This is a genomic window from Streptococcus sp. DTU_2020_1000888_1_SI_GRL_NUU_041A, assembly GCF_032387735.1.
GTDB lineage: Bacteria > Bacillota > Bacilli > Lactobacillales > Streptococcaceae > Streptococcus > Streptococcus sanguinis.
Genome location: NZ_CP135591.1, coordinates 1,597,833 through 1,623,270, shown reverse-complemented (window position 1 = coordinate 1,623,270; position 25,438 = coordinate 1,597,833). Strand labels below are relative to the sequence as shown.

At 45.1% G+C, this 25,438-nt stretch carries 26 protein-coding genes; 25 read left to right on the top strand and 1 reads right to left on the bottom strand.

From position 1 onward, the window contains the following. Positions 1–293 precede the first annotated feature (293 nt). From RSK81_RS07965 to RSK81_RS07850, 24 genes are all read left to right on the top strand, one after another. Positions 294–1,169, top strand: coding sequence for an aminoglycoside phosphotransferase family protein (locus RSK81_RS07965; protein WP_223310628.1), 876 nt, complete (start codon positions 294–296; stop codon positions 1,167–1,169). Positions 1,170–1,393: 224 nt separating this feature from the next. Continuing rightward, entirely contained in the window at positions 1,394–3,148 is a 1,755-nt protein-coding gene (locus tag RSK81_RS07960) for a glycoside hydrolase family 13 protein (RefSeq protein ID WP_002924232.1), read from the top strand. A gap of 98 nt (positions 3,149–3,246) precedes the next feature. Further along, positions 3,247–3,744 carry a hypothetical protein gene (locus RSK81_RS07955; protein WP_002924233.1) on the top strand — a complete coding sequence of 166 codons (498 nt, stop codon included), beginning with the start codon at positions 3,247–3,249 and terminating at the stop codon, positions 3,742–3,744. 59 nt (positions 3,745–3,803) lie between these two features. Then, positions 3,804–4,346 (top strand): ClbS/DfsB family four-helix bundle protein, encoded by a 543-nt coding sequence (locus RSK81_RS07950; RefSeq protein ID WP_032908131.1) that lies wholly within the window; start codon positions 3,804–3,806, stop codon positions 4,344–4,346. Positions 4,347–4,379: 33 nt separating this feature from the next. Beyond that, positions 4,380–5,225: a DUF4300 family protein gene (locus RSK81_RS07945; RefSeq protein ID WP_002924235.1), complete on the top strand. Its 846-nt coding sequence runs from the start codon at positions 4,380–4,382 to the stop codon at positions 5,223–5,225. Positions 5,226–5,271: 46 nt separating this feature from the next. Next, positions 5,272–5,583, top strand: a complete 312-nt coding sequence (locus RSK81_RS07940; protein ID WP_125347197.1) for a hypothetical protein — start codon at positions 5,272–5,274, stop codon at positions 5,581–5,583. 200 nt (positions 5,584–5,783) lie between these two features. After that, on the top strand, positions 5,784–9,065 hold the full coding sequence (gene rexB / locus RSK81_RS07935; RefSeq protein WP_315686440.1) for an ATP-dependent nuclease subunit B: 3,282 nt from the start codon (positions 5,784–5,786) through the stop codon (positions 9,063–9,065). Further along, on the top strand, positions 9,062–12,736 hold the full coding sequence (gene addA, locus RSK81_RS07930) for a helicase-exonuclease AddAB subunit AddA (protein ID WP_315686438.1): 3,675 nt from the start codon (positions 9,062–9,064) through the stop codon (positions 12,734–12,736). The genes rexB and addA overlap by 4 nt, the downstream gene beginning before the upstream one ends. A 33-nt stretch (positions 12,737–12,769) precedes the next feature. Continuing rightward, entirely contained in the window at positions 12,770–13,075 is a 306-nt protein-coding gene (locus RSK81_RS07925; protein WP_125382448.1) for a DUF4298 domain-containing protein, read from the top strand. Positions 13,076–13,548: 473 nt separating this feature from the next. After that, positions 13,549–14,607 (top strand): histidinol-phosphate transaminase, encoded by a 1,059-nt coding sequence (hisC, locus tag RSK81_RS07920; RefSeq protein ID WP_023916407.1) that lies wholly within the window; start codon positions 13,549–13,551, stop codon positions 14,605–14,607. Positions 14,608–14,662: 55 nt separating this feature from the next. Then, positions 14,663–15,652 carry an ATP phosphoribosyltransferase regulatory subunit gene (locus RSK81_RS07915; protein WP_023916406.1) on the top strand — a complete coding sequence of 330 codons (990 nt, stop codon included), beginning with the start codon at positions 14,663–14,665 and terminating at the stop codon, positions 15,650–15,652. Further along, entirely contained in the window at positions 15,649–16,293 is a 645-nt protein-coding gene (hisG, locus tag RSK81_RS07910) for an ATP phosphoribosyltransferase (protein WP_223310623.1), read from the top strand. Before RSK81_RS07915 ends, hisG begins: the two co-directional genes overlap by 4 nt. Beyond that, complete coding sequence (hisD, locus tag RSK81_RS07905; protein WP_223310622.1) at positions 16,290–17,582, top strand: histidinol dehydrogenase; 1,293 nt, start codon at positions 16,290–16,292, stop codon at positions 17,580–17,582. Before hisG ends, hisD begins: the two co-directional genes overlap by 4 nt. An 11-nt stretch (positions 17,583–17,593) precedes the next feature. Beyond that, positions 17,594–18,178: an imidazoleglycerol-phosphate dehydratase HisB gene (gene hisB, locus RSK81_RS07900; protein ID WP_002924246.1), complete on the top strand. Its 585-nt coding sequence runs from the start codon at positions 17,594–17,596 to the stop codon at positions 18,176–18,178. Between the two features lie 34 nt (positions 18,179–18,212). Continuing rightward, on the top strand, positions 18,213–18,836 hold the full coding sequence (gene hisH, locus RSK81_RS07895; RefSeq protein WP_032908132.1) for an imidazole glycerol phosphate synthase subunit HisH: 624 nt from the start codon (positions 18,213–18,215) through the stop codon (positions 18,834–18,836). After that, the gene (gene hisA, locus RSK81_RS07890) at positions 18,814–19,536 is read left to right on the top strand and encodes a 1-(5-phosphoribosyl)-5-[(5-phosphoribosylamino)methylideneamino]imidazole-4-carboxamide isomerase (RefSeq protein WP_002924249.1); all 723 of its coding nucleotides are present in this window, start codon (positions 18,814–18,816) and stop codon (positions 19,534–19,536) included. The genes hisH and hisA overlap by 23 nt, the downstream gene beginning before the upstream one ends. 2 nt (positions 19,537–19,538) lie before the next feature. Further along, entirely contained in the window at positions 19,539–20,297 is a 759-nt protein-coding gene (hisF, locus tag RSK81_RS07885) for an imidazole glycerol phosphate synthase subunit HisF (RefSeq protein ID WP_002924250.1), read from the top strand. Continuing rightward, positions 20,297–20,641: a phosphoribosyl-AMP cyclohydrolase gene (hisI, locus tag RSK81_RS07880; RefSeq protein WP_002924251.1), complete on the top strand. Its 345-nt coding sequence runs from the start codon at positions 20,297–20,299 to the stop codon at positions 20,639–20,641. Before hisF ends, hisI begins: the two co-directional genes overlap by 1 nt. 131 nt (positions 20,642–20,772) lie before the next feature. Then, a complete protein-coding gene (gene hisE, locus RSK81_RS07875) occupies positions 20,773–21,087 on the top strand; it encodes a phosphoribosyl-ATP diphosphatase (RefSeq protein ID WP_002924252.1) in 315 nt (104 codons plus the stop codon). A gap of 33 nt (positions 21,088–21,120) precedes the next feature. Beyond that, complete coding sequence (locus tag RSK81_RS07870; RefSeq protein WP_002924255.1) at positions 21,121–21,870, top strand: PHP domain-containing protein; 750 nt, start codon at positions 21,121–21,123, stop codon at positions 21,868–21,870. 11 nt (positions 21,871–21,881) lie between these two features. Further along, a complete protein-coding gene (locus RSK81_RS07865; protein ID WP_002924257.1) occupies positions 21,882–22,196 on the top strand; it encodes a GNAT family N-acetyltransferase in 315 nt (104 codons plus the stop codon). Between the two features lie 16 nt (positions 22,197–22,212). Beyond that, positions 22,213–23,139: a helix-turn-helix transcriptional regulator gene (locus RSK81_RS07860; protein WP_002924259.1), complete on the top strand. Its 927-nt coding sequence runs from the start codon at positions 22,213–22,215 to the stop codon at positions 23,137–23,139. Continuing rightward, on the top strand, positions 23,126–23,590 hold the full coding sequence (locus RSK81_RS07855) for a nuclear transport factor 2 family protein (RefSeq protein ID WP_002924260.1): 465 nt from the start codon (positions 23,126–23,128) through the stop codon (positions 23,588–23,590). The genes RSK81_RS07860 and RSK81_RS07855 overlap by 14 nt, the downstream gene beginning before the upstream one ends. A gap of 196 nt (positions 23,591–23,786) precedes the next feature. Continuing rightward, positions 23,787–24,185 (top strand): hypothetical protein, encoded by a 399-nt coding sequence (locus RSK81_RS07850; RefSeq protein ID WP_002924261.1) that lies wholly within the window; start codon positions 23,787–23,789, stop codon positions 24,183–24,185. A 92-nt stretch (positions 24,186–24,277) separates the two neighbouring features. Here RSK81_RS07850 and RSK81_RS07845 read toward each other — a convergent pair whose 3' ends face one another. After that, positions 24,278–24,448 carry a DUF3042 family protein gene (locus RSK81_RS07845; RefSeq protein ID WP_002895160.1) on the bottom strand — a complete coding sequence of 57 codons (171 nt, stop codon included), beginning with the start codon at positions 24,446–24,448 and terminating at the stop codon, positions 24,278–24,280. An 82-nt stretch (positions 24,449–24,530) separates the two neighbouring features. Here RSK81_RS07845 and miaA point away from each other — a divergent pair, with 82 nt between their 5' ends. Beyond that, on the top strand, positions 24,531–25,415 hold the full coding sequence (gene miaA, locus RSK81_RS07840; protein ID WP_125347193.1) for a tRNA (adenosine(37)-N6)-dimethylallyltransferase MiaA: 885 nt from the start codon (positions 24,531–24,533) through the stop codon (positions 25,413–25,415). The last annotated feature ends 23 nt before the right edge of the window (positions 25,416–25,438 follow it).

The window sequence follows — 25,438 nt, the reverse complement described above, 5'->3', positions numbered from 1 at the left end:
CAGAAAGGAGTGGCAGAGGCCACTCTTTTTGTGGATTTGAAAATAAGATGATTAGCTTTTTTTCTATTTATAATATACAATAAAGTTAACAAAGGAGTATAGAAGAGCGGCGTAATGGATAATAAAAAAACAACTCCGTCTTAAAATATCGGTACAAAAATGTCAAACGAAGATTATGTTGAAGAACTTAATGAACGACTGAATAATTTTAAAAGCTAAAAATATAAAGCGATTTTCTTGAATTAGAGTTTGAACTATATAGTAGTGTTGTAAAGTTAATCGAGGAGTTATTGATGGAGTTTATTAGTAAGATAGCCATAAATAAAGGCTGGTCAGATGATAAAAAATATTGTGTTACAAACCAGAACCATCAAAAATATTTATTGCGTGTTTCTGATAAAGAAAAGTTAGATTCTAAGAAAATTGAATTTGATATAATGGAGAAAGTTGCTTCTATTGGAGTTCGTATGTGTAAACCGATTAAATTTGAACTCTGTGGCGACGAAGTGCATTCTATACACGAGTGGATAGACGGAAGAGATGCAATAGATACCATTTTAACTTATTCAGAAAACCAACAATACACTTACGGGATAGAAGCAGGAAGAATGCTTAGAAAGATTCATACAATTCCTGCTACAGAAGTTTGTGAAGACTGGGAAATCTTTTTTAATCGAAAAATTGATGATAAAATCTCCAAATATAAAGAATGTCCCGTCCAATATGAAAGTGGGCAGGTCTTCATTGATTTTTTGAATGAAAACCGTGTACTGCTAAAGAAAAGACCCCAAGTTTTCCAACATGGTGATTATCATATTGGGAATTTCATGATTGGAGAAGATCGTGAGATTTATGTGATTGACTTTGATCGTTTTGATGTTGGAGATCCTTGGGAGGAGTTCAATCGTATTGTGTGGTCAGCTCAAGTATCTCCCTCTTTTGCATCAGGTATGATAGATGGATATTTTGATGACAAGGTTCCAGATTTATTTTGGAAACTTCTTGCCGTTTACATTCTAAGTAGCTTAATTGGATCTCTTCCATGGGCTATTCCTTATGGAGAAGAAGTATCAGTAATGCAAAATCAAGCTAAGGAAATTTTAGAATGGTATGATTATATGAATCGATTAATCCCAAGTTGGTATATGAACAAGAATAATGCTGAATAAGCGTTGGAATATCAATTTGGAAAAAGAATAGAATACAATGAAATCTCAAAATTGAAACTACTATTAAGCCTTGTCCTCAAGGCTTTTTAATATTCTCTGCTATACTTCCTATTCCCAAACTTAAACAATGGCTTGCAATCATTTTTTTAAAATAGTATACTAGGGCTAGGCTATGGAATCGTTTGCATAAAGTTGCGATGAATTTAAAAAGAGAAATCTAGGAGATGAAAAGTATGGAATTAACAGCCATTTACCATAGACCAGAGTCGGAGTATGCCTATCTTTATAAAGATAAGATAATGCACATTCGTATCCGGACTAAGAAAGATGATATTGAAAGCATCAACTTGCATTATGGAGACCCTTTTATCTTTTTAGAGGACCATTATGAAGCAAGTGAGGCAATGCACAAAGTAACTTCTGATGCCTTGTTTGATTACTGGCAAGCGGAAGTTTCAGTTGGCTATGCGCGACTCCAATATCTCTTTGAACTCAAGAATAAGCAATGTCAGAGTATTTTGTATGGCGATAAAGGATGTGTTGAAAACACGCTAGAAAACCTTAATTTTGAAGGAAATGGCTTTAAAATTCCGTATATCCATGAGATTGATGCTTGCCAGGTTCCTGACTGGGTTTCAAAAACGGTCTGGTATCAGATTTTCCCAGAACGTTTTGCCAATGGAAATGCTGAACTTATACCAGAAGGAGCTCTAGATTGGGATTCGTCTATCAGACCTAAAAGTAGTGATTTCTTTGGTGGGGATTTACAAGGGATTATTAATCATCTGGATTATTTGCAAGACCTAGGGATTACAGGGCTCTATCTCTGTCCCATTTTTGAATCTCCAAGTAATCACAAGTACAATACGACAGATTACTTTGAAATCGATCGACACTTTGGGGACAAGGAGACTTTCCGTCAACTTGTGGAGCAAGCTCATCTGCGTGGGATGAAGGTCATGCTGGATGCGGTTTTCAATCATATTGGCGATCAATCCGCTCAATGGCAGGATGTTCTCAAGCACGGTGAAAAGTCAGCTTACAAAGACTGGTTCCACATTCAAAAGTTCCCAGTGATGAATGACAAGCTTATGAATCCCAAAGAACTGCCTTATCATACCTTTGCCTTTGCCAGCTATATGCCTAAGTTAAATACGGCAAATCCTGAGGTGAAAGACTATCTCTTAAGTGTTGCGACCTATTGGATTGAACATTTTGATATTGATGCTTGGCGACTGGATGTGGCTAATGAGGTCGATCACCAATTTTGGCGTGATTTTCGGAAGGCAGTTTTGGCCAAAAAGCCTGACCTTTATATTCTTGGAGAAGTTTGGCATACCTCTCAGCCTTGGTTAAATGGAGATGAGTTTCACGCGGTCATGAACTATCCTCTATCCGATAGTATCAAGGACTACTTTTTGAGCAGGAGCAAGAAGACCAGTCAATTCATATCTGAGATTAACTGCCAGTCCATGTATTACAAGCAGCAGATTTCTGAGGTTATGTTTAATCTCTTGGACTCGCACGATACGGAGCGCATTTTGGCGACAGCTCAAGGTGATATCCAGCTGGTCAAATCTGCACTCGCCTTTCTCTTTTTACAAAGGGGGACGCCTTGTATCTATTATGGGACCGAGCTAGAATTGGGTGGAGGTATGGACCCGGATTGTAGACGGGTCATGCCTTGGGACCGGGTTTCTAGTAGCAATGACATGCTCAATTTTATGAAGAATTTGATTCAGCTTCGCAAGGAAATTGCGGACATTATTCAGCATGGGAAATTTACCCTAGAAGAAACCGAGCCTAATGTGCTGGCTTTAGAATGGGAAGATGATCATCAAGTAATCCGGGCTATTTTTAATCAGTCCAAGGAGAATTATCTCTTAGACAGAGATTCAGCTGATTTGGTGAGTCATTGCCAAACTGATGACGAGAAACTTGTCATCTTACCAAAGGGATTTGTAGTTTATTGTGATTAGTCTAAAAAGTAATGGAGTAGAAACAAAGGAATTCGGACAAACAAGGTCTTAAAAATTCCTTCTTTAAAAGTGTTAGAATTTTTTCATGGTGGTGTAAGATGAAATCAAAAGAACTTCTAAAGAAAAAGTTGATTAATCTAGCTAGTGGGGAATTGGCAGCTGTTTTAGTATTTTGGATGAATTTTTTCTTGCTTAAAAAGTGGATTCTTACTACTAAAGCCTTCATTTCTATTTCTTTCTCTTTGTTTCTGCTAACTTTTATCTTGATACAAGGTTCCATTTTTTGGTTGATTTTAATCAAGAGGATTTCCAAGCTAGGATTTGCTGAAAAGCATACGGGAAAGATTTACAAGATATTGAAGAAATTGGATTTTATTTTACTAGCTACGGGAATTTTTGTGATATTATTGAATCATGGAGAATTTTCCTCGTTTATCATTTCTTTTTCGATTTGGATGTTTGCTCTTATAGAGTGGGTAAATTACTATCTATTGCAATTGTCATACAGCTTGAATCTTGCTGTTTTATGGAGATACATCAGAAATAGGAAATTGAAAAAGAGTAAAATTGCAAAGGAAATTGAGAAAATCCTATAAACGCTGATGATTTGCAAAACGATTTCCAAGAGCTGAAAGTTGCAAAGGAGTGCAATCTTATGCCTAGACCGAAAACTAAAGAAGATTTGCTGTTAGCTGCTAAGGAAAACTTTGAGAAGTTACAAACTCTCATTTCCAAATTGTCTGATCAAGAGTTAAATACGCCTTTTGATTTTTCTCGGGATGAAAAGAAGAAGGAGGCCCATTGGAGGCGAGATAAAAATGTAAGAGATGTTTTGATTCACCTCTATGAATGGCATCAGCTCTTGTTGAATTGGGTGCATTCCAATCAAAAGGGTCAAGAGCAGCCCTTTCTTCCTGCGCCCTACAACTGGAAGACTTATGGAGAGTTGAATCTGGAATTTTGGAAGAAGCATCAGAATACTTCTCTTGAAGAGGCAACAGAGATCTTTCATCAGTCCCATCAAGATGTTTTGGACTTAGCTGACACATTTACAAATGAAGAATTATTTTCAAAAGACGTATATAAATGGGTCGGAGGGACCGTACTAGGTTCCTATTTTGTAAGTGCTACTTCCAGCCATTATGACTGGGCCATGAAAAAATTGAAGGCTCATCAGAAAAATTGTAAAGCAAAATAGTCTGTAGAAGACAAGAATTAGAGAGAAATAAGAATGAAGAAATACAGCAAAATAATCATGTCCTGCGCATGCCTAGCTTTAGTTTTTGGGTTGGCTGCCTGTGCTAGTTCGCAGAAAAATAATCAAACAAGTCAAACTACATCAACTTATTCAAATCTAAACAGTAAAAAGAGTGTCGAAGAAGTTAAGAGTTTGTTGGCTGCCAACTTGGATAAAGACAGTGTCGATAACTTTGTCAATCTAGTCAATGACTACAATGGACTTGTTGGCTCTACTGGATTAAGGGGCGATTTCACTAAGTTTACTAAAACAGAATATGACGTAGAAAAAATCAATCCTCTGTGGCAGGCAAAAAAGGGCGATTTTATCGGGACAAATTGTCGCATTAATACTTATACTTTGCTGAAAAATAGCATCGAAATTCCTCAAATAGAAAAAGATGACGAACTCTTGTTCATAGATAATGATTCGATTGACAAGGGCAAGCTCTTTGATGCCAAGGATAAGGAAGATTTTAATATCCTATTCTCAAGAGTCAAAACTGAAGCGACTCAAGATGTAAAAGTCCATGCTAAGAAAATGGAGGAATACTTCAAACAGTTCAAGTTTAGCGAAAAGGCGAGGATGCTTTCTGTCATAGTCCACGACAATCTTGATGGCGACTCTCTCTTTGTAGGGCATGTCGGCGTCTTGGTTCCAGATAAAGATGGCTACTTATTTATCGAAAAGCTGACATTTGAAGAGCCTTATCAGGCAATCAAGTTTGCGACCAAGGAAGATGTCTACAAATACTTGCAGACCAAATATAAAGACTACACAGGGGAAGGTTTGGCCAAGCCCTTTATCATGGACAATGATAAGTGGGTAGAGGGTAAGTAGTGTGCTTCAGTTAGTATTAAGAAAATAGAACTGGGAGATTTAGGGTATGGAATTAAATGATTTTACTGAAAAAGAGCAAGAGCAGATCAATCAAGGGCTTAGCACCGCAGAAATTTCTGATAAGGAAGCTGCCAAAAAGATTCTTGCACTCGTGCCCAAGGAATGGATTAAAAGGATTCCTTTCTTCGTGAGAGGGCATGCGACGACCAAGACGGTTGAGCGAGTTGCCAAGCAATATCCTCAGCTATACGCTGTCGCTAAGCGGCAAGGCGAACTTCCGGACAAGGAAAGAGAAGAATTGCGCGTGATTATGACAAGCATTTTTGAAGAAAAGATGAATAAGCATAAGATTAAATGAGCCCTTACTTTGAAAGAAGTGAGAGCCTTAGGAAGTCACTGAAAGCAGTGGCTTTTTCGTTTTTTGTGGAAATGACGAAGCTATTCACTAACGCTATCTTTGGATGCAGGCTTCTAATTGGGCTTTGGGACTATTCTCCATGAGAATTATTGGAAAAAATGGTATAATGTTCCTATATTTTCTAGAGGAAAAGGCAGGCTATGAAATTACTTTATACAGATATTCGCCATTCTTTGACCAAGGTTTTAGTGGCTGAGGCTGAGAGCTTGGTGGCGGCTGGTAAGCGAGTCTTTTATATTGCGCCAAATTCGCTATCTTTTGAGAAGGAGCGAGCGGTTTTGGAGTGCCTGAAAACTCAGGCTTCCTTTTCCATTACGGTGACGCGCTTTGCCCAGATGGCTCGGTATTTTGTCCTCAATGATGTTCGGCAAGGGCAGAGTTTGGACGATATTGGTCTGGGAATGCTGATTTATCGGACCTTGACAGAGATAGATGATGGAGATCTTAAGGTTTATGGCCGTATTAAGAAGGATTCCCAGTTTATCCAGCAGCTGATGGATCTTTACCATGAACTGCAGACTGCCCAGATGTCCTTTGCGGATTTGGAATTTCTCGAGGAGCCTGAGAAGCGGGAGGATCTGGTCAAGATTTTTACAGCGGTGACTGCTGCTCTGAATAAGGGCGATTTTGATTCGTCTTCTCAGATTGCTGCTTTTGTCCAGCATATTCTGGCTGGCGACACAGATGAGGAATTGGCAGATTTGGCCCTTGTTATCGATGGATTTACTCGTTTTTCTGCCGAAGAGGAATACCTGGTCGGTCTCCTGCATCGAAAAGGTGTGGAGATTGTTATCGGGACCTATGCCAGCCTAAAAGCCTATCGAGCAGCCTTTCGTGAGGGCAATCTCTATCAGGCCAGCGTGGATTTTTTGAGAAAACTGGCCGAGGACTATCAGGTCAAGCCCGACTATATCCCTCATGCGGAAGCGGAAGATGCCTTTGGACGGATTTCCAAGGTCTTGGAGAGTCGCTATGACTTTTCAGAGCCAGCTGTTGAAGTTAGTGAGACAGACCGCTCGCAGCTTCAGATTTGGGCTACTATGAACCAGAAAGAAGAGTTGGAGTATGTGGCTAAGTCCATCCGGCAGCGGGTTCATGATGGCGTGCGCTATAAGGACATTCGTCTGCTTTTGGGAGATGTGGAAGCCTATCAGCTTCAGCTCAAGACTATTTTTGATCACTATCAGATTCCCTACTATCTGGGGCGGAGCGAGTCGATGGCTCAGCATCCGCTGGTCCAGTTTGTTGAGTCCTTGGAGCGGCTCAAGCGCTATAACTTCCAACTGGAAGACCTGCTCAATCTCTTAAAGACGGGGCTCTACGGCGATTTGACTCAAGAGGAGCTGGATCATTTTGAGCAATATCTGCGCTTTGCGGATATCAAGGGATCAGCCAAGCTAGCCAAAGATTTCACGGCCAATAGCCAAGGGAAATTTGACCTAGACCATCTCAATCATATTCGTCTTCGGGTCATGACTCCGCTGCAAGACTTTTTCAAATCCCGTAGTCAGACGTCGTCAGGGCTCTTGGCTAAGTTCACAGAGTTCGTCCAAGCAGCCCGCTTGTCTGATAATTTGACAGCTCTGCTACAGGGAGCAAGTCAGCAGGAGCAGGAGCGTCATGAGGAAGTCTGGAAGGCTTTCAGTCATGTCTTAGAGCAGTTTGCTCAGGTCTTTTCAGATAGTAAGGTCAAGTTGGACGACTTTCTGGCTTTAGTCCTGTCGGGTATGCTTTTGTCCAACTATCGGACGGTGCCGGCAACAGTAGATGTGGTCAAGGTCCAGTCTTATGACCTGATAGAGCCTTTAGTAGCTCCTTACGTCTACGCGATTGGACTGACCCAAGATCGTTTCCCGAAAATCGCGCAAAACAAGAGTTTGCTCAGTGATGAAGATCGGGCTCGACTCAATGATGTGACGGATTCCCAGGCGGAACTGCAGATTGCCAGCTCAGAAAATCTCAAGAAGAATCGCTATACGGCTCTGTCGCTGATGAATTCTGCGACCAAAGAGCTGATCTTGTCTGCGCCAGCCTTGGTCAATGAAGTAGAGGACAGCATGTCGACCTATCTACTGGAATTGACTGCAGCTCCGCTTTCCTTGCCCATCATTGTCAAAAAGCCTCAGGCTTCCAGTGATGATATTGGCAGCTACCGAGCTCTCTTGTCTCAAATCATCGAGCTCCACCAAGAGGAGATTGACCGAGAGTGGACAGAGGAGGAGCAGACCTTTTGGGCGGTAGCTGTCCGAGTTCTGCGCAAGAAATTAGCAGCAGAAGGCATCAGCATTCCGCAAATTAGTAAGGAACTGAAAACGGAGTCTCTGCAGCCGGAAACTCTGCAAGCCCTCTACCCTCGGGAACAGCCTCTCCGACTTTCAGCGTCAGCTCTAAACGAATATTTCCGGCATCAGTATGCTTATTTTCTCAAGTATGTTCTGCGCCTGCAGGAAGAGTGGACCATTCATCCAGATGCTCGCAGTCATGGGATTTTCCTCCATCGGATCTTTGAAAAGGTCCTGCAAGATGATTCGTCTGCAGATTTTGACCGGCGTTTAGCGCAGGCTATGGAAGAAACCAGTCGGGAGGCCGAGTTTGAGAGTATCTACAGTGAGTCAGGTCAGACCCGTTTTGCGCGCCAACTCTTGCTAGATACGGCTCGGGCGACCGGCCGGGTGCTGGCTCATCCAAGCGGGATTGAGACCATTGGCGAGGAGACTGGCTTTGGAACTGCTTCTAAGCCTTTCCTGATCTTGGAAAATGGCAGAGCAGTGACCGTGAGCGGTAAGGTGGACCGGATTGACCGTCTGACCAAGACAGAGAGTTTGGGAGTGGTGGACTATAAGTCTGGCGATATTAAGTTCAGCTTTGAAAAGTTCTTTAATGGACTGAATTCTCAGCTGCCGACCTATCTGGCAGCGATTGAGGAGTTAGCAGACTATAAAGAGGATAAGGGAACTTTTGGCGCCATGTATTTGCAGATGACCGATCCGATTGTGGCGCTTAAAGATACCAAGACCTTGGCGGATGCAGTCAGTCAGTCTATGAAGCCACTGCAGTACAAGGGACTTTTTGTGGCTGATGCTGTCAAGGAGCTTGGTCCGCTCTATGAAAAAAATAAGACCAACTTGCTGAGTCAGGTAGACTTGGACTTGCTCCTGACCTACAATGCTTATCTCTACAAAAAAGCTGCAGAAGGCATTCTATCAGGCCACTTTGCAGTCAATCCTTATACAGAGAATGGGCGCAGCATTGCTCCTTATGTAGAGCAGTTTAAGGCTATTACTGGCTTTGAAGCCAATCTCCACCTAGGACAGGCACGCCAGCTAGAAAAGTTGGATACAAGCAAGTTTGATAGGCGGCCGACTGGTGACAAGCTACGCCAGGCCTGGCTAGAAAAGATGAGGGAGGAGATGGAAAAATGAAGAGAATTCCTTTTTTAACTGCAGAAGAAATTGCTCTTAAGCAAGCCCAAGAAGCTGCTTCGGACAAGCCACAGAAAAAGACGGCAGAGCAGATTGAGGCCATCTACTCCTCTGGCCAGAATATTCTGGTTTCCGCTTCGGCCGGCTCGGGTAAGACTTTTGTCATGGTCCAGCGGATTATAGACCAGATTCTTAGAGGTGTTGCTGTCAGCCAGCTCTTTATCTCGACCTTTACCGTCAAGGCGGCAGGCGAGCTAAAAGAGAGGCTGGAGAAGGAACTGGGCCAGGCTTTGAAAGAGGCCGAGAGTCCTGAACTCAAGCAACATTTGGCCCAGCAATTAGCTGATCTGCCCAATGCTGACATCGGCACTATGGACGCCTTTACCCAGAAAGTACTGAGTCGCTATGGTTACCTGCTTGGTTTGGCACCGAATTTTCGGATTCTCCAGTCTGCCAGTGAGCAGCTGATTCTGCAAAATGAAGTTTTCAGTCAAGTGTTTGACCGTTACTATGACAGTGAGCGTCAGGCTTTGTTTAGCCGTTTGGTAAAGAACTTTACTGGTAAGCGCAAGGATTTATCAGGCTTCCGGGAGCAAGTTTATCGGATTTACAGCTTTCTGCAGTCAACTAGCAGCCCTCAGCGCTGGCTGGAAGAAACCTTCCTCTATGGTTATGAGCACAGTGATTTTGCAGCAGAGAGAGAGCAGATATTTGGTCAAATTAAATCATCCCTTTGGGAGCTGGAAGCTTTCTTTTCTGCCCATCTGGAGCATGAAGGGAGAGAGTTTGCGGGCGCCAAGTATCAGGAAAATGTCCAAGACGCTCTGACTGCCTTATCAGGCCTGAATGAACGGTCCTCAATAGAAGAAACAGCTCAGATTCTCAAACAGATTGTGGCACTTTCCCAACTGTCCAATGGCCAAGCCTTTACAGCTCGGGTTGGCAAGAATGCAGACGAGCTCAAAAAAGAAATGGCCAAGGACTACAATGAGGCCAGGAAGCCTATGATTGAGCGGCTGCGAAGCTTTGACCAGCAGCTTTATCAGCTGGACTTTATCGAGCAGCATCAGGATGAATGCCTGCCTCTGGTTGAGCTTCTGCGAGATTTTGTGGCGGACTTTGCGCAGGCTTACTTGGAGCGAAAGAAAGCAGAAAATGCCTTTGAATTTGGTGACATCAGTCATTTTGCTATTGAGATTTTAGAGACATTCCCAGAGGTGCGTCGCTTTTATCAGGAACGCTACCACGAGGTCATGGTGGATGAGTATCAGGATACCAACCACACGCAGGAGCGCATGCTGGACTTGCTTTCTAGGGGCCAAAATCGCTTTATGGTAGGCGATATCAAGCAGTCTATCTACCGCTTCCGTCAAGCAGACCCGCAGATTTTCAGTGATAAGTTTAAGGCTTATCAAGAGGATAGCAGCCAGGGCAAGCTGATTGTCCTTAAGGAAAATTTCCGCAGTCATCTTGAGGTGCTGGAAGCGACCAACGATGTTTTCAAACGCCTGATGGATGAAGAAGTCGGGGAAATTGACTACAATGAAACCCACTATTTGGTGGCGGGAAATCCAACCAAACGTGAGCCTAATCCAGCTAACCGTGCATCTTTCTTAATCTATGAAGGCTCCAAGGAGAGTCCGGAAGAGGATGGGGATGAAGGCTTGCCACAGGCAGTATCAGCTGGGGAAGTGGACCTAGTCATCAAGGAAATCATCCGCCTGCACAATGAAGAAGGAGTGGCTTTTAAAGATATCACGCTGCTGACGGCTTCCAGAACTCGCAATGATTTGATTTTAGCTGCCTTTGAGCAGCACCAGATTCCGCTGGTACCAGATGATGGCGCCGCAAACTATCTGCAGTCAGTAGAGGTATTGGTCATGCTGGATACCCTGCGAACCATCAATAATCCGCTGAATGACTATGCCCTGACCGCCCTTCTCAAGTCTCCCATGTTTGACTTTGGCGAGGACGAGCTGGCTCGGCTGTCCCTGCAGGCCAGTCAAGAGCGTTCTCAGGAAAATCTCTACGAAAAATTGCTCAATGCCCTTAAAGGAAGAGGTTTGCATCTTGCTTTAGTCACTCAGGAACTGCAGAAAAAATTGCAGCATTTCCATGAGACCCTGCAAGGCTGGCGGACTTATTCCAAGACGCACTCCCTGTATGATTTGATTTGGAAGATTTACCAGGATCGTTTCTACTATGACATGGTGGGAACTCTGGCCAATGGTGCCCAGAGACAGGCCAATCTCTATGCCCTCTCTTTGCGGGCTAATGAGTATGAAAAGTCTAGCTTTAAAGGTCTCTCTCGCTTTATCGGGATGATAGACCGTATCTTGGAAAACCAGCATGATCTAGCCAGTGTGCCAGTGGCGGCGCCTAAGGACGCTGTTCGCCTCATGACCATTCATAAGAGTAAGGGGCTGGAGTTCAAGTATGTCTTCCTGCTCAATATGGACAAGGCCTTCAACCGTCAGGATAGCAGCTCTGCTATTATCCTTAGCCGGACCAAGGGAATCGGCATCAAGTATGTAGCGGATGTATCGGTGTCTGTGGAAGATCCTTATGCGCCGAATCAGCTGCGCATTTCCATGGATACGCTACCTTATCAGCAGAATCTAGCGGAGCTGCAGTTGGCTAGTTTGTCTGAGCAAATGCGTTTGCTTTATGTGGCCATGACGCGGGCTGAAACCAAGCTCTATCTGGTCGGCAAGGGCAGTCAAGAGGCCTTGGATAAGCGTCAGTGGGGCAAGAGCCAGCAAGGGCGTTTGTCTGCCAGTCTGCGCAGCCAAATCAGCAATTTCCAAGACTGGCTCTATGCCATTCAGGATGTTTTTTCTGATGAGAATCTTGCCTACGAGACCCGTTTTGTTACTGATGAGGAGCTAACTGCTGAAGAGATAGGGCGAATTAATGAGCCTGTGCTCTTTCCCGCGGATGATTTGGCAGATAATCGTCAGTCGGACGACATCCGTCGGGCTCTGGATATTTTAGAAAGCGTAGATCGGCTGAATAGTCAGTATCGCTCTGCTATTGAGCTGCCTAGTGTGCGAACTCCAAGCCAGATTAAGAAGTTTTATGAGCCAATCATGGATACGGATGGCCTGGATATCATGGATGAGCGAGCAGCTTTTCGGCCTCAGCCCAGCTTTGAGTTGCCTGATTTTGGCAAGAAAGCCAAAGTGACTGGGGCTCAAGTCGGCAGTGCTGTTCATGAACTCATGCAGCGTATTCCTTTGGATAGCAGTCCTAGCATGGCTGTACTTCGTTCTGCCTTGGCTCAGGTTCAGGCTGATGACGCAGTCAAAAAGCAGATTCAGCTGTCTAAGATTGCATCTTTCTTTGAGACGGATTTGGGACGCCTCTTGATTGAGAACAGTGACAGAGTTCGTCGAGAAGCACCATTTGCCATGCTCAAGAGAGATGAAGCTAGTGGTCAGGAATTTGTTTTGCGGGGGATTTTGGATGGTTACCTGCTCTTTGAGGACCAAATCATTCTCTTTGATTACAAGACGGATAAATATAAAGATTCATCTGAGTTGATTGCTCGCTATCGTGGCCAGCTAGACTTATATGCTCAAGCTCTCAGCCGTTCTTATGGCATTTCGCAGATTGAAAAATATTTGATTCTGCTTGGCGGTGAGCAGCTGCAGGTAGTTAAGGTGGATTGATTAGCTTGTCATGTCTGGAAAGGAAGGAAGCCTGTGGAACAGTTAGAACGCATTCAAAAAATGGAAAAGCACCTGAATAAATATTCTCAGGTATTGGCAAGTGCTCAGGAAGCTTTAGCTGAGCTGGAGCGCTGCCAGTCAGATTATATCCAGCTGAGGGACTACTATACCAGTCAGGAATTTTTTGATGATTTAGAATTCTCGAATGGACCGGATTTCCCTGAAAATATAGCTTGCGGCGTCTTAAGCGAAGATGCTGTCTATGACCTGATGGGGGAGCATTTTGAAACAGCGATTAATCTGTTGGATTTGTCTAGTGCTATGCTGAAAGAACGTTAATTCATTTAGAAAGAAAAAAATATTTAATTTTTTTCAATTTTCCTCTTGCTTTTTAATAAAAATTCATGTAGAATATTCAACAATAAATTGAAAGCGATGAGAGAAAAAGTCTAAGACAAGAAACAGAGAGTGCCTAATGGTGAGACGGCATGCAATCCTTAGACGACACATTCTTGAGCGCGGATGCGAAATCAGTCAGCAGTCTGAAACTAGTGTCCGACGGCTGATTGCCGTTATCAATCTGGAGTCTCGTACTCCCAGAGGGTCCTCAGGCGACTGGGGTCCGAATAAAGGTGGAACCGCGTGTCAACGTCCTTGCAAAGTTTTTTTGCGAGGGCTTTTTATTATATTTAAATTAGAAGATTCCCCTATTTTCCTTTACCAAAGCGGTAAATTTCGTCTTTCATTTATTAGAAGTTTTAAAAGATAATCAGAGTCAGATAATGGCTAGTGTGTGAAAGAGAGGTGGCAAGATGGTGAAGCTAAAAGGTCTCAGGCAGATCAATCCTTATGTAGCGGGGCAACAGCCCAATGAGCCAGACATGATTAAGCTCAATACCAATGAAAATGCTTATGGACCAAGTCCTAAGGTGGCAGAGGCCCTGCAGAACTTTGATGGCCAGGAGTTGCGCAAGTATTCCAGTTTGGACCAGGCGGAGCTCTGTCAAGCTTTGGCGGCAAACTTGGGTGTATCGCCCGACCAGCTCATTATTGGTAACGGCAGTGATGACATCTTGTCCATGGCTTTCCTGGCTTTCTTTAACAGCGGCGAGTCGGTCTTGTTTCCGGATTTGACCTATGGTTTTTACAAGGTCTGGGCGGACCTCTACCATGTGCCTTTTCGAGAAATCCCTCTGACAGCTGATTTTGAGGTCCATCCGTCAGATTATTTTGGAGACAACGGCGGCATTATCCTAGCTAATCCTAATGCTCCGACAGGGATTTATCTGCCGCTAGATCAGTTGGAGGAAATTCTGGCGTCCAATCAGGATGTGGTAGTGGTGGTTGATGAGGCTTATATTCACTTTGGCGGTCAATCTGCCCTGCCTCTGCTAGACACCTATCCCAACCTCTTTATCACGCGGACCTTTTCCAAGGATGCGGCTTTGGCTGGTCTGCGGGTGGGCTACGGCATCGGTCATCCAGACTTAATAGCTGTCATGAAAGCTGTTAAGGACTCCATCAATCCTTATTCAGTGGATATGTTAGCAGAGCGCTTGGCTCTTGCAGCGGTGAAAGATTGGGATTATTATTTGGAGACCGGTAGAGCCATTCAAGAGACCCGAGATTGGTTCGCTGGAGAATTGGCTGCGCTGGATTTCCAAGTCCTGCCTAGTCAGACCAACTTTGTCCTAGCCCAGCCTAGTGGAATCTCTGCAGCAGAGCTTTTCCAGAAGCTAGAGGAGCGTCGGATTTATGTGCGGTATTTTCCAAAAGCAGAGCGAATCAAAGACTTTCTGCGTATCTCTATCGGACGGCGAGAGGAGATGAAAGCAGTCCTGGCAGCTATCAAGGAAATTTGTAGCAGCTGAGAGTTTGACTCGGAGCCGACCAATGTAAGAATAGAGTAAGAAAGGAAAGCAGCCTATGAATAAAATCACCCTTCCGATTGGCATGCACGACAAGCTTTTCAAGAGGGCACGTGTGACCTACGAGATTGAGCGGGACATCAGTGATTTCCTGATGGCTCAGGGCTTCAATCGGATTGACACGCCGACTTTGGAGCATTTTGAGGTCTTCAGTGACCATGTGGAGCCTCATCATTATCATCTTTTCGATAAAAAAGGCGAGCTATTGGTGCTGAGGCCGGATGTGACCAGCCAGATTGGTCGGGTTATTGCTTCGACCAGGGTACATACGCCGACCAAGTTTTCCTATTCGGGCAAGGTCTTTCACTATCAAGAGGAGCTGCGCGGTCTTGCCAACGAGCTCAGTCAAGCTGGTATTGAGATTATCGGCTATCCAGCTCGCGAGGCGGTGCTTGAGGCTATCAAGACAGCCAAGCAGTCGCTGGATTTGGCGCAGGTTAAGTCTTATCAGTTCGAGTTTTCCCATGCAGCAATCCTGCAGACAATCCTAGAGAGTCTGGCCTTGGATTCGCAGGAGGAGGCCCAGCTGCTAGATTATATTCGCAAGAAAAATAGGACGGGACTCTTTGAATTCACCCAGACCAGATCGAGTGAATTTGATGATTTTTTGCAGGAGCTGCCCTATTTGTTTGGTCCTAGCCAACAGGTTTTAGCTAGAGCTAGAGAGATAGTTGACAACGAGCAGATATTAACGGCTCTAGATGATGTGGAGCAGGTTCTGCAGAGCTTATCAGGCTTGCTGGATCAGACAACCATGGACTTGGGTCAGGTAGCGACCATGCCTTACTATACTGGCCTGACCTTCAAGGTCTTTGGCGACCGAGTGCCAGATGCTTTTCTATCTGGTGGTCGCTATGATCAGCTTTTTAAGCGCTTCGGGGCAGCAGAACTGACAGCTATCGGCTGGTCCCTAGACATTGATAGTGTCTATCAGGCCATTCATGATGACCTGCCGGACGAGGTCGGAAAGGAAGGTGATGGCAGATGAGTCAGATTACCATTGCCCTGACCAAGGGGCGGATTGAGGAAGATACGGTCAAGCTCTTGACCCAGGCTGACTTTGATATGTCCTTCATGGCAGACAAGGGGCGCAGCTTGATTTTTGAAAGTCCAGACAGTCGTTTTCGCTTTCTCTTGGTCAAAGGGCCTGACGTGACGACCTATGTGCGCCATGGAGTCGCTGATCTAGGAATTGTCGGCAAGGATATTCTCTTTGAGCATCCGACCGGCTATCTGGAGCTGCTGGATCTGAACTTTGGCCTTTGTAAATTCTCACTGGCCTCGGTGCCCAGCTATGACCCTCATGATCACAAGCGCAAGCGGATTGCGACCAAGTATCCGACAGTGGCGACTGATTATTTTAATCAAAAGGGGGAAGATGTAGAAATCATCTCCATCCAAGGCAGCGTGGAGATTTCACCGGTGCTGGGTCTGGCGGATGCCATTGTCGACATTGTTGAGACAGGGCATACCCTGTCAGCTAACGGCCTGCTGGTTTTTGAAGACATTTGTCGGGTGTCAGCCCGGCTCATTGCCAATCAGGCTTCCCTGAAAAATAACCCGGATATCATGCCTTTTGTGGCAAAGATTGAATCCCTAGTAGGAAGAAGAGAGGTGGCTTTTAAATGACAATTATCAAGCGTTTAAGCGGAAGTAACGAAGAAATTTCACGGATTTTATACGAAGAGCAGCTGCAGCTTAGTCAGCAGAACTTAGATGTGGAAGAAGCAGTGGCTGAGATTATTGAAAGGGTCAAACAAGACGGTGACCAAGCTTTAAGAGACTATACCATGCTCTTTGACAAGGTTGAGGTGACAGATTTTGAGATTGGGCAGGAGCTGATTGATCAGGCTTTTGAGGAGATTGATCCAGAGGTCTTGGCCGCCCTGAAAAATGCCCAAGCTAATATCGAATCCTACCACCGCCAGCAGTTGGAGACTGGTTTTGAGGATAGTCCCAGCGAGGGTGTTATCCGTGGTCAGTTGATTAGGCCGATTGAACGGGTCGGCACCTATGTACCTGGCGGCACCGCAGCTTATCCATCCTCCGTCCTCATGAATGTTATCCCGGCTAAGATTGCCGGTGTCAAAGAAATCATCATGATTACACCACCCCAGGAGCACTTTACCCCAGCGATTTTGGTAGCCGCCAAGCTAGCTGGTGTGGATCGGATTTTCCAAATTGGCGGAGCCCAAGGTGTAGCAGCTCTGGCTTATGGTACTGAGACCATTCCCAAGGTGGATAAGATAACTGGGCCGGGCAATATCTTTGTGGCTACAGCCAAGAAGATGGTTTATGGTGTCGTGGGAATTGACATGATTGCCGGACCCTCGGAGATTGGAGTCATTGCGGATCGTTCAGCCAGTCCAGTCTATGTGGCAGCTGACCTCCTGTCGCAAGCCGAGCACGACAAGCTGGCTCGGGCTATTCTGGTGACCGACTCGGAGGAGCTGGCAGACCAAGTCGAAGCAGAGCTGGATAGACAGCTGAAAGAGCTGCCGCGAGAGGAAATCGCGCGTGCTTCGATTGAGAACAACGGCCGTATCATCCTTGCGCCTTCGAAGGAAGCCATGTTTGAGCTCATGAATCAGGTGGCACCGGAGCATTTGGAAATTGCCATGGATGATGCTTACAGCTATCTAGATCAGGTTGAAAATGCTGGCTCTGTCTTTTTGGGGCATTATACTAGCGAGCCAATTGGTGACTACTATGCGGGAGCCAATCACGTTTTGCCGACTACCAGCACCAGCCGCTTTTCATCAGCTCTGGGAGTATATGACTTTATCAAGCGCATCCAGTACACCCAGTACAGCCGTGCTGCAGTAGGGGCGGCTGACAAGGATATTACCAGTCTGGCCTATGCAGAAGGCCTGCAGGGACATGCCAAGGCCATTGAAGCCCGCAGACAGAAAAAATAGAAGGAGTTGCCATGAGACAAGCTGAAATCAAGCGTAAAACACAGGAGACCGTTATTGAGCTGGCTGTGAATCTGGACCAACAGGAGCCGGTCGCTATCGAGACTGGTGTCGGATTCTTTGACCACATGCTGACCCTTTTTGCCCGCCACAGTCGGATTTCTCTGACGGTTAAGGCTGAAGGCGACCTTTGGGTGGACAGCCACCATACGGTTGAGGATGTGGGCATCGTATTAGGACAGACTCTGCGTCAGGCTTTGGGAGACAAGGCCGGCATCAACCGCTACGGTACTAGCTTTGTGCCTATGGATGAAACACTAGGCATGGCCAGTCTGGACCTATCCGGTCGCTCCTATCTGGTCTTTGAGGCTGATTTTGATAATCCCAAGCTAGGGAATTTTGACACCGAGCTGGTAGAGGAATTTTTCCAAGCCCTAGCCTTTAATCTGCAGATGAATCTGCACATGAAAATCCTTCATGGCAAGAACAGTCACCATAAGGCGGAAAGCCTCTTTAAAGCGACTGGCCGAGCTCTACGGGAGGCTATTACGATAAATCCAGAGATTCATGGAGTCAACTCCACCAAGGGCTTACTCTAGCTTGCACTTCTGAGTGAAAGGAGTTGATGTAGAGATGATGATTGTTATTGATTATGACGCAGGAAATACTGCCAATGTTCTCCGTGCTCTGGCTCAGGTCGGAGTAGAAGCGTGCCTGTCAGCAGATCCGCAGGAAATTTTGGACGCAGATGGTTTGATTTTACCAGGTGTTGGTGCTTTTCCTACTGCCATGCAGGAGTTAGAAAAGCGAGGGCTGGTCTCGGTCATCCAGCAGGCTGTGGCCGATGGCAAGCCTCTCTTGGGCATTTGTTTAGGCATGCAGCTCCTGCTGGAGTCTGGATTGGAGAATGGTCAAAGCTCTGGACTGGATTTGATTCCCGGTGTTTGCCGCCGGATTCCGGACCAGGCTGGTCGGCCTGTGCCTCACATGGGCTGGAATGACTTACAGGTCCAGCAGTCGTCTGCTTTGACAGCTGGTCTTGATGGCCAGTCAGTCTATTTCGTCCATAGCTACTATACGGATGTTCCGGAGGAGTATTTGGACGTGACGGCTGATTACGGGCTACCTATTCCAGCCATGATTCATAGAGGCTCGGTCTTTGGCTGTCAGTTTCACCCAGAAAAGTCAGGGACTGTCGGTCTCGGTATCCTAGAGAAGTTTAAGGAGTATGTCTATGAAAATACTGCCCGCTATTGATATCAAAGACGGCCAGGCCGTCCGCCTTTTTAAAGGGGATTTTAGCCAGAAGACGGTAGTCAATCCCGATGTCTTGGAGCAAGCTCGAGTTTTCAAAGAAGCCGGCGTTACCATGATTCATGTGGTTGACTTGGACGGGGCCTTAGAAGGTCGGGCGGCCAATCGGGATTTGATTGCCCAGATTAAAGCGGAGACTGGTCTAGCCATCCAAGTCGGGGGCGGCATTCGCAGTCTGGAGCAGATTGAAGATTACCTGGCGGTTGGCATTGACCGTGTCATTATTGGCTCCATGGCTGTTAAGAATCCTGAATTTGTTGAGGCTGCGCTGGAGCGCTTTGGAAGCATCAAAATCGTGATTGGCATTGATGCGAAAGAGGGGCTGGTTGCGACTGAGGGTTGGCTGGAAACCAGCAATCAGAACTATATCAGCCTTGCGCTGGCCATGGAAAAAATCGGCGTCCGTCTCTTTGTCTATACAGATGTGGACCGAGACGGGACTCTGACTGGCCCCAATATCCAGCATTATCAAAAATTGCTGGCGTCCCTTAAGCATGCTCATGTCATTGCCTCTGGTGGCATCCAGTCAGCGGATGATTTAGAAGAGCTGAAAAAACTGGGTTTGGCTGGAGCCATTGTGGGCAAGGCCTATTACAGTGGACGAATTAGCCTAGATCAGATCAAGGAAGCAGAAAGGGGCTAGCCATGCTGAAAAAACGAATCATTCCCTGTCTGGATGTCAAGGACGGCCGGGTGGTTAAGGGTATCAACTTTGTCAATCTGACTGATGTGGGCGATCCAGTTGATGCTGCCAAGGCTTACTATGAAGCCGGCTGCGATGAGTTGGTCTTTCTGGACATTACAGCCACTCATGAGGAGCGAGACACGACGGTCGAGATGGTCCGGCGCGTGGCAGAGCAGGTTTTCATTCCCTTTACCGTCGGGGGCGGCATTCGCACGGTTGAGGACATGAAGCGGATGCTGCAGGCTGGGGCGGATAAGGTTGCGGTTAATTCCTCGGCACTGGCAAATCCTCAGCTGTTGGCTGATTGCGCTGAGAAATTCGGTAGTCAATGTGTGGTACTGGCTGTGGATGCTAAGAAAGAAGCGGATGGCAGCTGGCATGTCTATCTAGCTGGTGGCCGCAAGGACAGCGGTCGCGACCTGTTAGACTGGGTTCAAGAAGCTGTCAGTCTTGGAGCGGGGGAAATTCTTTTGACCAGTATGGACAAGGACGGGACCAAGTCTGGTTTTGACTTGCCAATGCTGGAAGCCGTCTCCCAAGTGGTTTCCGTTCCTATCATCGCCTCTGGTGGTGCTGGCAGTAGCCAGCATATCCTAGAAGTTTTTGAAAAGACTGCAGCGACAGCTGCTTTGGCAGCTTCGATTTTCCATTATGGTCAGGTCTCCATCGCAGAGACCAAAAAAGCCATGCAGGCAGCTGGATTGGAGGTTCGCATCTGATGACAGAAGTAAAGTTAGATTTTCAAAAACAAGGCGGTCTTATACCTGCCATTATCCTAGACCACACCAGCAAAGAAGTTCTCATGTTGGCCTATCTCAATGAAGAAGCCTACCATCTGACCCGCACTAGCGGTCAGATGTGGTACTGGAGTAGGTCACGTCAGGAGCTTTGGCATAAGGGAGCCACCAGCGGCCACTATCAAACCGTCAAAAAAATCACAGCTGACTGCGACCTAGATACCCTGCTGATTGAGGTAGACCAGCTGGGAGCTGCTTGTCATACCGGTGCCAAATCCTGCTTTTTCCATACAATCTGGGATGAACAAGCCAGCAAAACTGACTAAAAGTTCCCTCGGTTTACTTTAGTACTTGGTTAATGCAAATATAAAACTAAGAAGTCAGTATCAAGAAACCGGCCTGCCATTGGAAAGAATTGCTTTTTATAGTAAAATAAGGACAGTAACAAGGAGATACTATGCTAGAAACCCTCTATCAAGAAGCCCTCAAACGCAAAAAAGAGCCCAAGGAAGGCTCCTATACCAGCTATCTCTATGACAAGGGGCTGGACAAGATTCTCAAAAAAGTCGGTGAAGAAGCGACTGAAGTAGTCATTGCGGCCAAAAACGCTGATAAGAACGAGATGGCCAATGAGACAGCTGATCTGCTCTACCATCTGGCGGTCGCTCTCGTTGAGACTGGCGTCAGTCTGGAAGAGGTAGAGGCCGTCCTCCAGGCCCGTCAGGGCAAGCAGAGCCGGATTCATGATCGACCTGAAATCGACCAATACTAAACGGATATAAGATTTGCAGAAAGGCGGCCCAGCATGCGCGACAACCATCTTCATACCTATTTTTCCTATGATTCTGAGGCGGATTTCTGTGACTATCTGGACCATTATGAGGGCGAGATTGTCACTACTGAGCACTATGATTTGTCCAATCCCTACCCTTACGAAGCTGCCTCGCCCCACGATGATGTGCCTGACTATGAGGCCTATTCAGCAAAAATAGCAGAGCTGAACCAGCAGTATGGCAACCGCATCAAAAAGGGCATTGAAATTGGCTATTACGCTCCGCGTAAAGACGATATTCTAGCTTTCCTAGCGGACAAGGATTATGACCTCAAGCTCCTGTCTGTCCACCACAATGGCAGCTTTGACTATCTGGAAGAGCCAGTCCTACAGCTGGATAAGATGGAGCTGATTCCCTCCTACCTTAGAGAGTTAGAAGAGGCTATCGAGGCTGTGCCAGCAGATGTACTAGCTCACTTTGACTATGGTTTCCGGAAATTCGAGCTTACCGTAGAGGAGTTAAAAACTTTTGAACCAGAGCTGCGACAGCTTTTTCAAAAGATGATTGACCATGGTCTGGCCTTTGAGCTTAACTGCAAGTCCATGTATCTATATGGTCACGAGGAACTTTATATCTACGCTCTCTCTCTAGTCAAGGAGCTGGGCGGCCAGCGCTTTTCAGTGGGATCAGACGGCCACAAGCTGGAGCATTTCCGATTGCAGTTTGACCGAGTGGCCAAAATCTTAGCAGAGGCTGGCATAGGCGAGGAGCAGTTGATCTAGAAGGAGAAATCATGACCGAGATTAGGCCTTTAAAACCAGAGGGAATCCCGCTCTTAGAAGAATTTCTTTACCAAGCTATTTTTATTCCCCAAGGTCTAGAGCCGCTGCCCAGAAGTATCTTGAAGGAACCAGATTTAGAGATGTATATCAAGGACTTTGGTCAGCAGTTGATGACGGCCATGCTGGACTTGCTCAAGGTCAAAGGCTACCCAAGTGTCTCCCTCTCCGTTTCCAAAGATAATCCCGCCGCTCACTTTTATAAAAGATTGGGCTTTGTTACGGTTGAAGAGAGGGAAGATGACTATTTGATGCTGTGTCGATTGTAATAAGAAAAGAAAACTCATGAAATTAGAACGATTAATTTATATTTTATTAGCTCTTTTGAATAAAAGGCAGATAACAGCTAAAGAAATTGCTGAACGTTTTGAAATATCTACTCGTACAGTATATCGAGATATGGATACGCTCAGCTTAGCTGGAATCCCTATTTACTCTGAACGTGGGGATAAGGGAGGCTTTTATATACCAGATGACTACAAGATGGACAGCAGCTTTTTCACAGAAGAAGAAAAGCAGTTTATCATCAATATGAGCCAAAATGTTGGCAAAATTGTTGGACATCCTAGTTTTGACAGCATTGAGCATAAGCTTACTTCTCAAGAGGCGACCGATAAGGTCAATCCATTTTACTTTGATCTTACTTCCTGGTCTCTCAATACAAATTATTTACTTGAAATTGAGCAGGCTATACAAACTGGGAAGAAAGTTTCCTTTTCTTATTTTTCTAAAAAACAAGAACGAAGCCAGCGAACGATTCTTCCTTACCGTCTGATTTTTAAACTAAATGCTTGGTATGTTATCGGCTACTGTTTAGAAAAGTTAGATTTTCGTTTTTTCAAACTCAGTAGGATTCGTGATTTGCATCCAGTAGAAGAGGGTATCGAAGCTGGAGATTACCCTCTTTTATCTCAAGAAAAGCTAGATCTTTTTCTAAATCCATCCAAAGATAAAGTTGAGGGCAATAAAGAAGAAGTAGAGCTGATTTTCACAGAGTCTGCGCTCCCAAAGATTTATGACCACTTCACAGAAGAAGAAATCACTGTTGAGCAAACCAGAATAAAGGTCCATGCTTTCAGAGCATTGACACCGGCCTTTTTCGAATTGATTTTAAGTTTTGCTCATCAAGTAAAAGTCATATCACCAAAAAAACTGCAGGATAAATTAATTGATTCTCTTCAAAAAAATCTTCAGCAATATGACAGACTGTAGTCATATTGCTTTTTGTATAATCTTAAATGGCTTGAAAATCTCATTGTTTGAGTGCTTGCCTATATTATTTTTGGAGGTTCAAAATATGGATACAAAAACATTAGCAGAAAGCTATTTTAATGCAGTCAATAAAGGTGGATGGGAAGATTTCGTGGCTGAACATTTTGATTATGGGATGTGTGATAGTCAGGAGATCAGACAAGGACGTGATGTTTATCTGCAAGGTGCAGGTCAATTCTATGCTTTAAGTCAGCATCTTGAAGTGAAGAAGTTATTGGTAGATGGACGAGAAGTAGTGGCTTTAAATCGCTATCGCCTGCAGTCACCACAAGGAAATGAACTAGAGTTGGATGTGGCAGAATTTTTAAAATTTGACGAATCAGATAAATTGATTGCGTCTACTATTTACTTTGATACTCATCGTTTCCAAGAGTTTATGCAAGGGAGATAGGCATGTAGAAAAGTCACCGAATGGTGGCTTTTTTAGTAACCAATGACTTCTACAAATGCTTTATCGTATTATTTGTAAGTTTTCTTGCCAAGTGGTAAAATAAAGCCGAAATAAAATATGTTCTCCTAGAACAATCTAATCGATTAGCAATAATTAATTTGACTTTTCTTCGTAGTCATATAAAGGAGTTGATTTTATGACTAATACTAGGCGAGCAGTGCTAGCACTGAGCTTGGGTGTTTTGTTATTGCTAGCAGTGGGAATTCTACTGCAGGTTCATTTTTGGAGAATGATCATTTTGCTAGGTCTATTCTTTTTTGCGGAAGTATTTATCATCTGGTATTCGGGAAGCAAGTCTAATTCGCAGATTAGTGGCAGGCAAAGCCTTGAACTCTTCTGGTTTTATATCAAACGCTTGAAAATTTTTTATGTCACAATTTTGTGCCTTGCAATTCTTTTCGTTTCTCTATCCTCCAATCCTGCTTTCGATTTGTTTTTTGTGCTTGAGCTGTTAGTATTCTTGCTCTTAAGCAATTATATCTTTAGCTCTCATGGTATTCAACCACCCAAGAAAGAGAGGGCTCTTAGAGTCTAATTGCTTTGTTTGCAGCAGTCGATTTGATTGCTGTTCTTTCAAAAAAATAAAAAGCCTGGATTTTTCCAGGCTTTTTAGTGAAATGTGCAGGCTTAGTGTGCTACACGTTTGCGAGCTGCTTTTTTACGGTTTTCTTCGATGAAAGCCGCTTTTTGTTCTTCAGGTTCGATGACTTTTTTCTTGACTGCATATACTGCGCCTGCCACAGCAGCAACAGTAGCTGCAACTCCTGTAAGAACGCCTTTTCCAAATCCTTTAGCCATGTGTTTTCTCCTTTTCTGAACTTTTATTATTTATGTTATAATTAATAGTAACGAAAAATCAAAATTTTTTCAAGGAAAAAAGATGAAAACCAAGATAATTGTGATAGTGGGGCCTACGGCGGTTGGAAAAACGGCTCTGAGTATCGAGGTAGCCAAGCGCTTCAATGGCCAAATCATCAGCGGTGACAGCCAGCAGGTCTATCGTGGCTTGGATATTGGTACGGCCAAGATTCGTCCTGAAGAGCAGGAAGGCATTCCCCATCATCTGCTGGATGTGCGGGAGGTTGGCGAGAGCTACTCGGCCTATGATTTTGTGACTGAGGCGGCTCAGGCTATTCGTGAGATTGCGGCTCAAGATCAGCTTCCCATCATTTGCGGTGGCACAGGGCTCTATATCCAGAGTTTGCTCGAGGGCTATCATCTGGGCGGCTCCGTTCCTCACGAGGAGATTCTGGCCTATCGGGCGCAGCTGGACAGTTGGTCAGATGAGGATTTGTTTGAAAAAATAGCAGAGCTGGGTATCGAGATTCCACAGATAAATAGACGCAGGGCTATGAGGGCGCTAGAGATTGATCAGTTAGGTGGTCAACTAGAAAACAATCAACCAGACTATGAAGCCCTGCTGATTTGTCTAGATGATGAGCGGGAGCGACTTTATGAGCGAATCAATCAGCGAGTAGACCTGATGATAGAAGCTGGACTTTTGGAAGAAGCCCGCTGGCTGTTTGAGAAAGCTCCTACCAGTCAAGCCAGCAAGGGTATTGGCTACAAGGAACTTTTCCCCTACTTTGAAGGTCAGATGAGCCTGGAAGAGGCGGTGGACAAGCTCAAGCAGAATACCCGTCGTTTCGCCAAGCGCCAGCTGACTTGGTTTCGCAACCGGATGTCCGTGACTTTTTATCAGGTGGGAAATCCAGACTATAAGAATCAGGTCATGGAGGATATCAGGAAGTTTTTGGATAAGTAGCTGGCTGACCAAGTCTTAGTAAG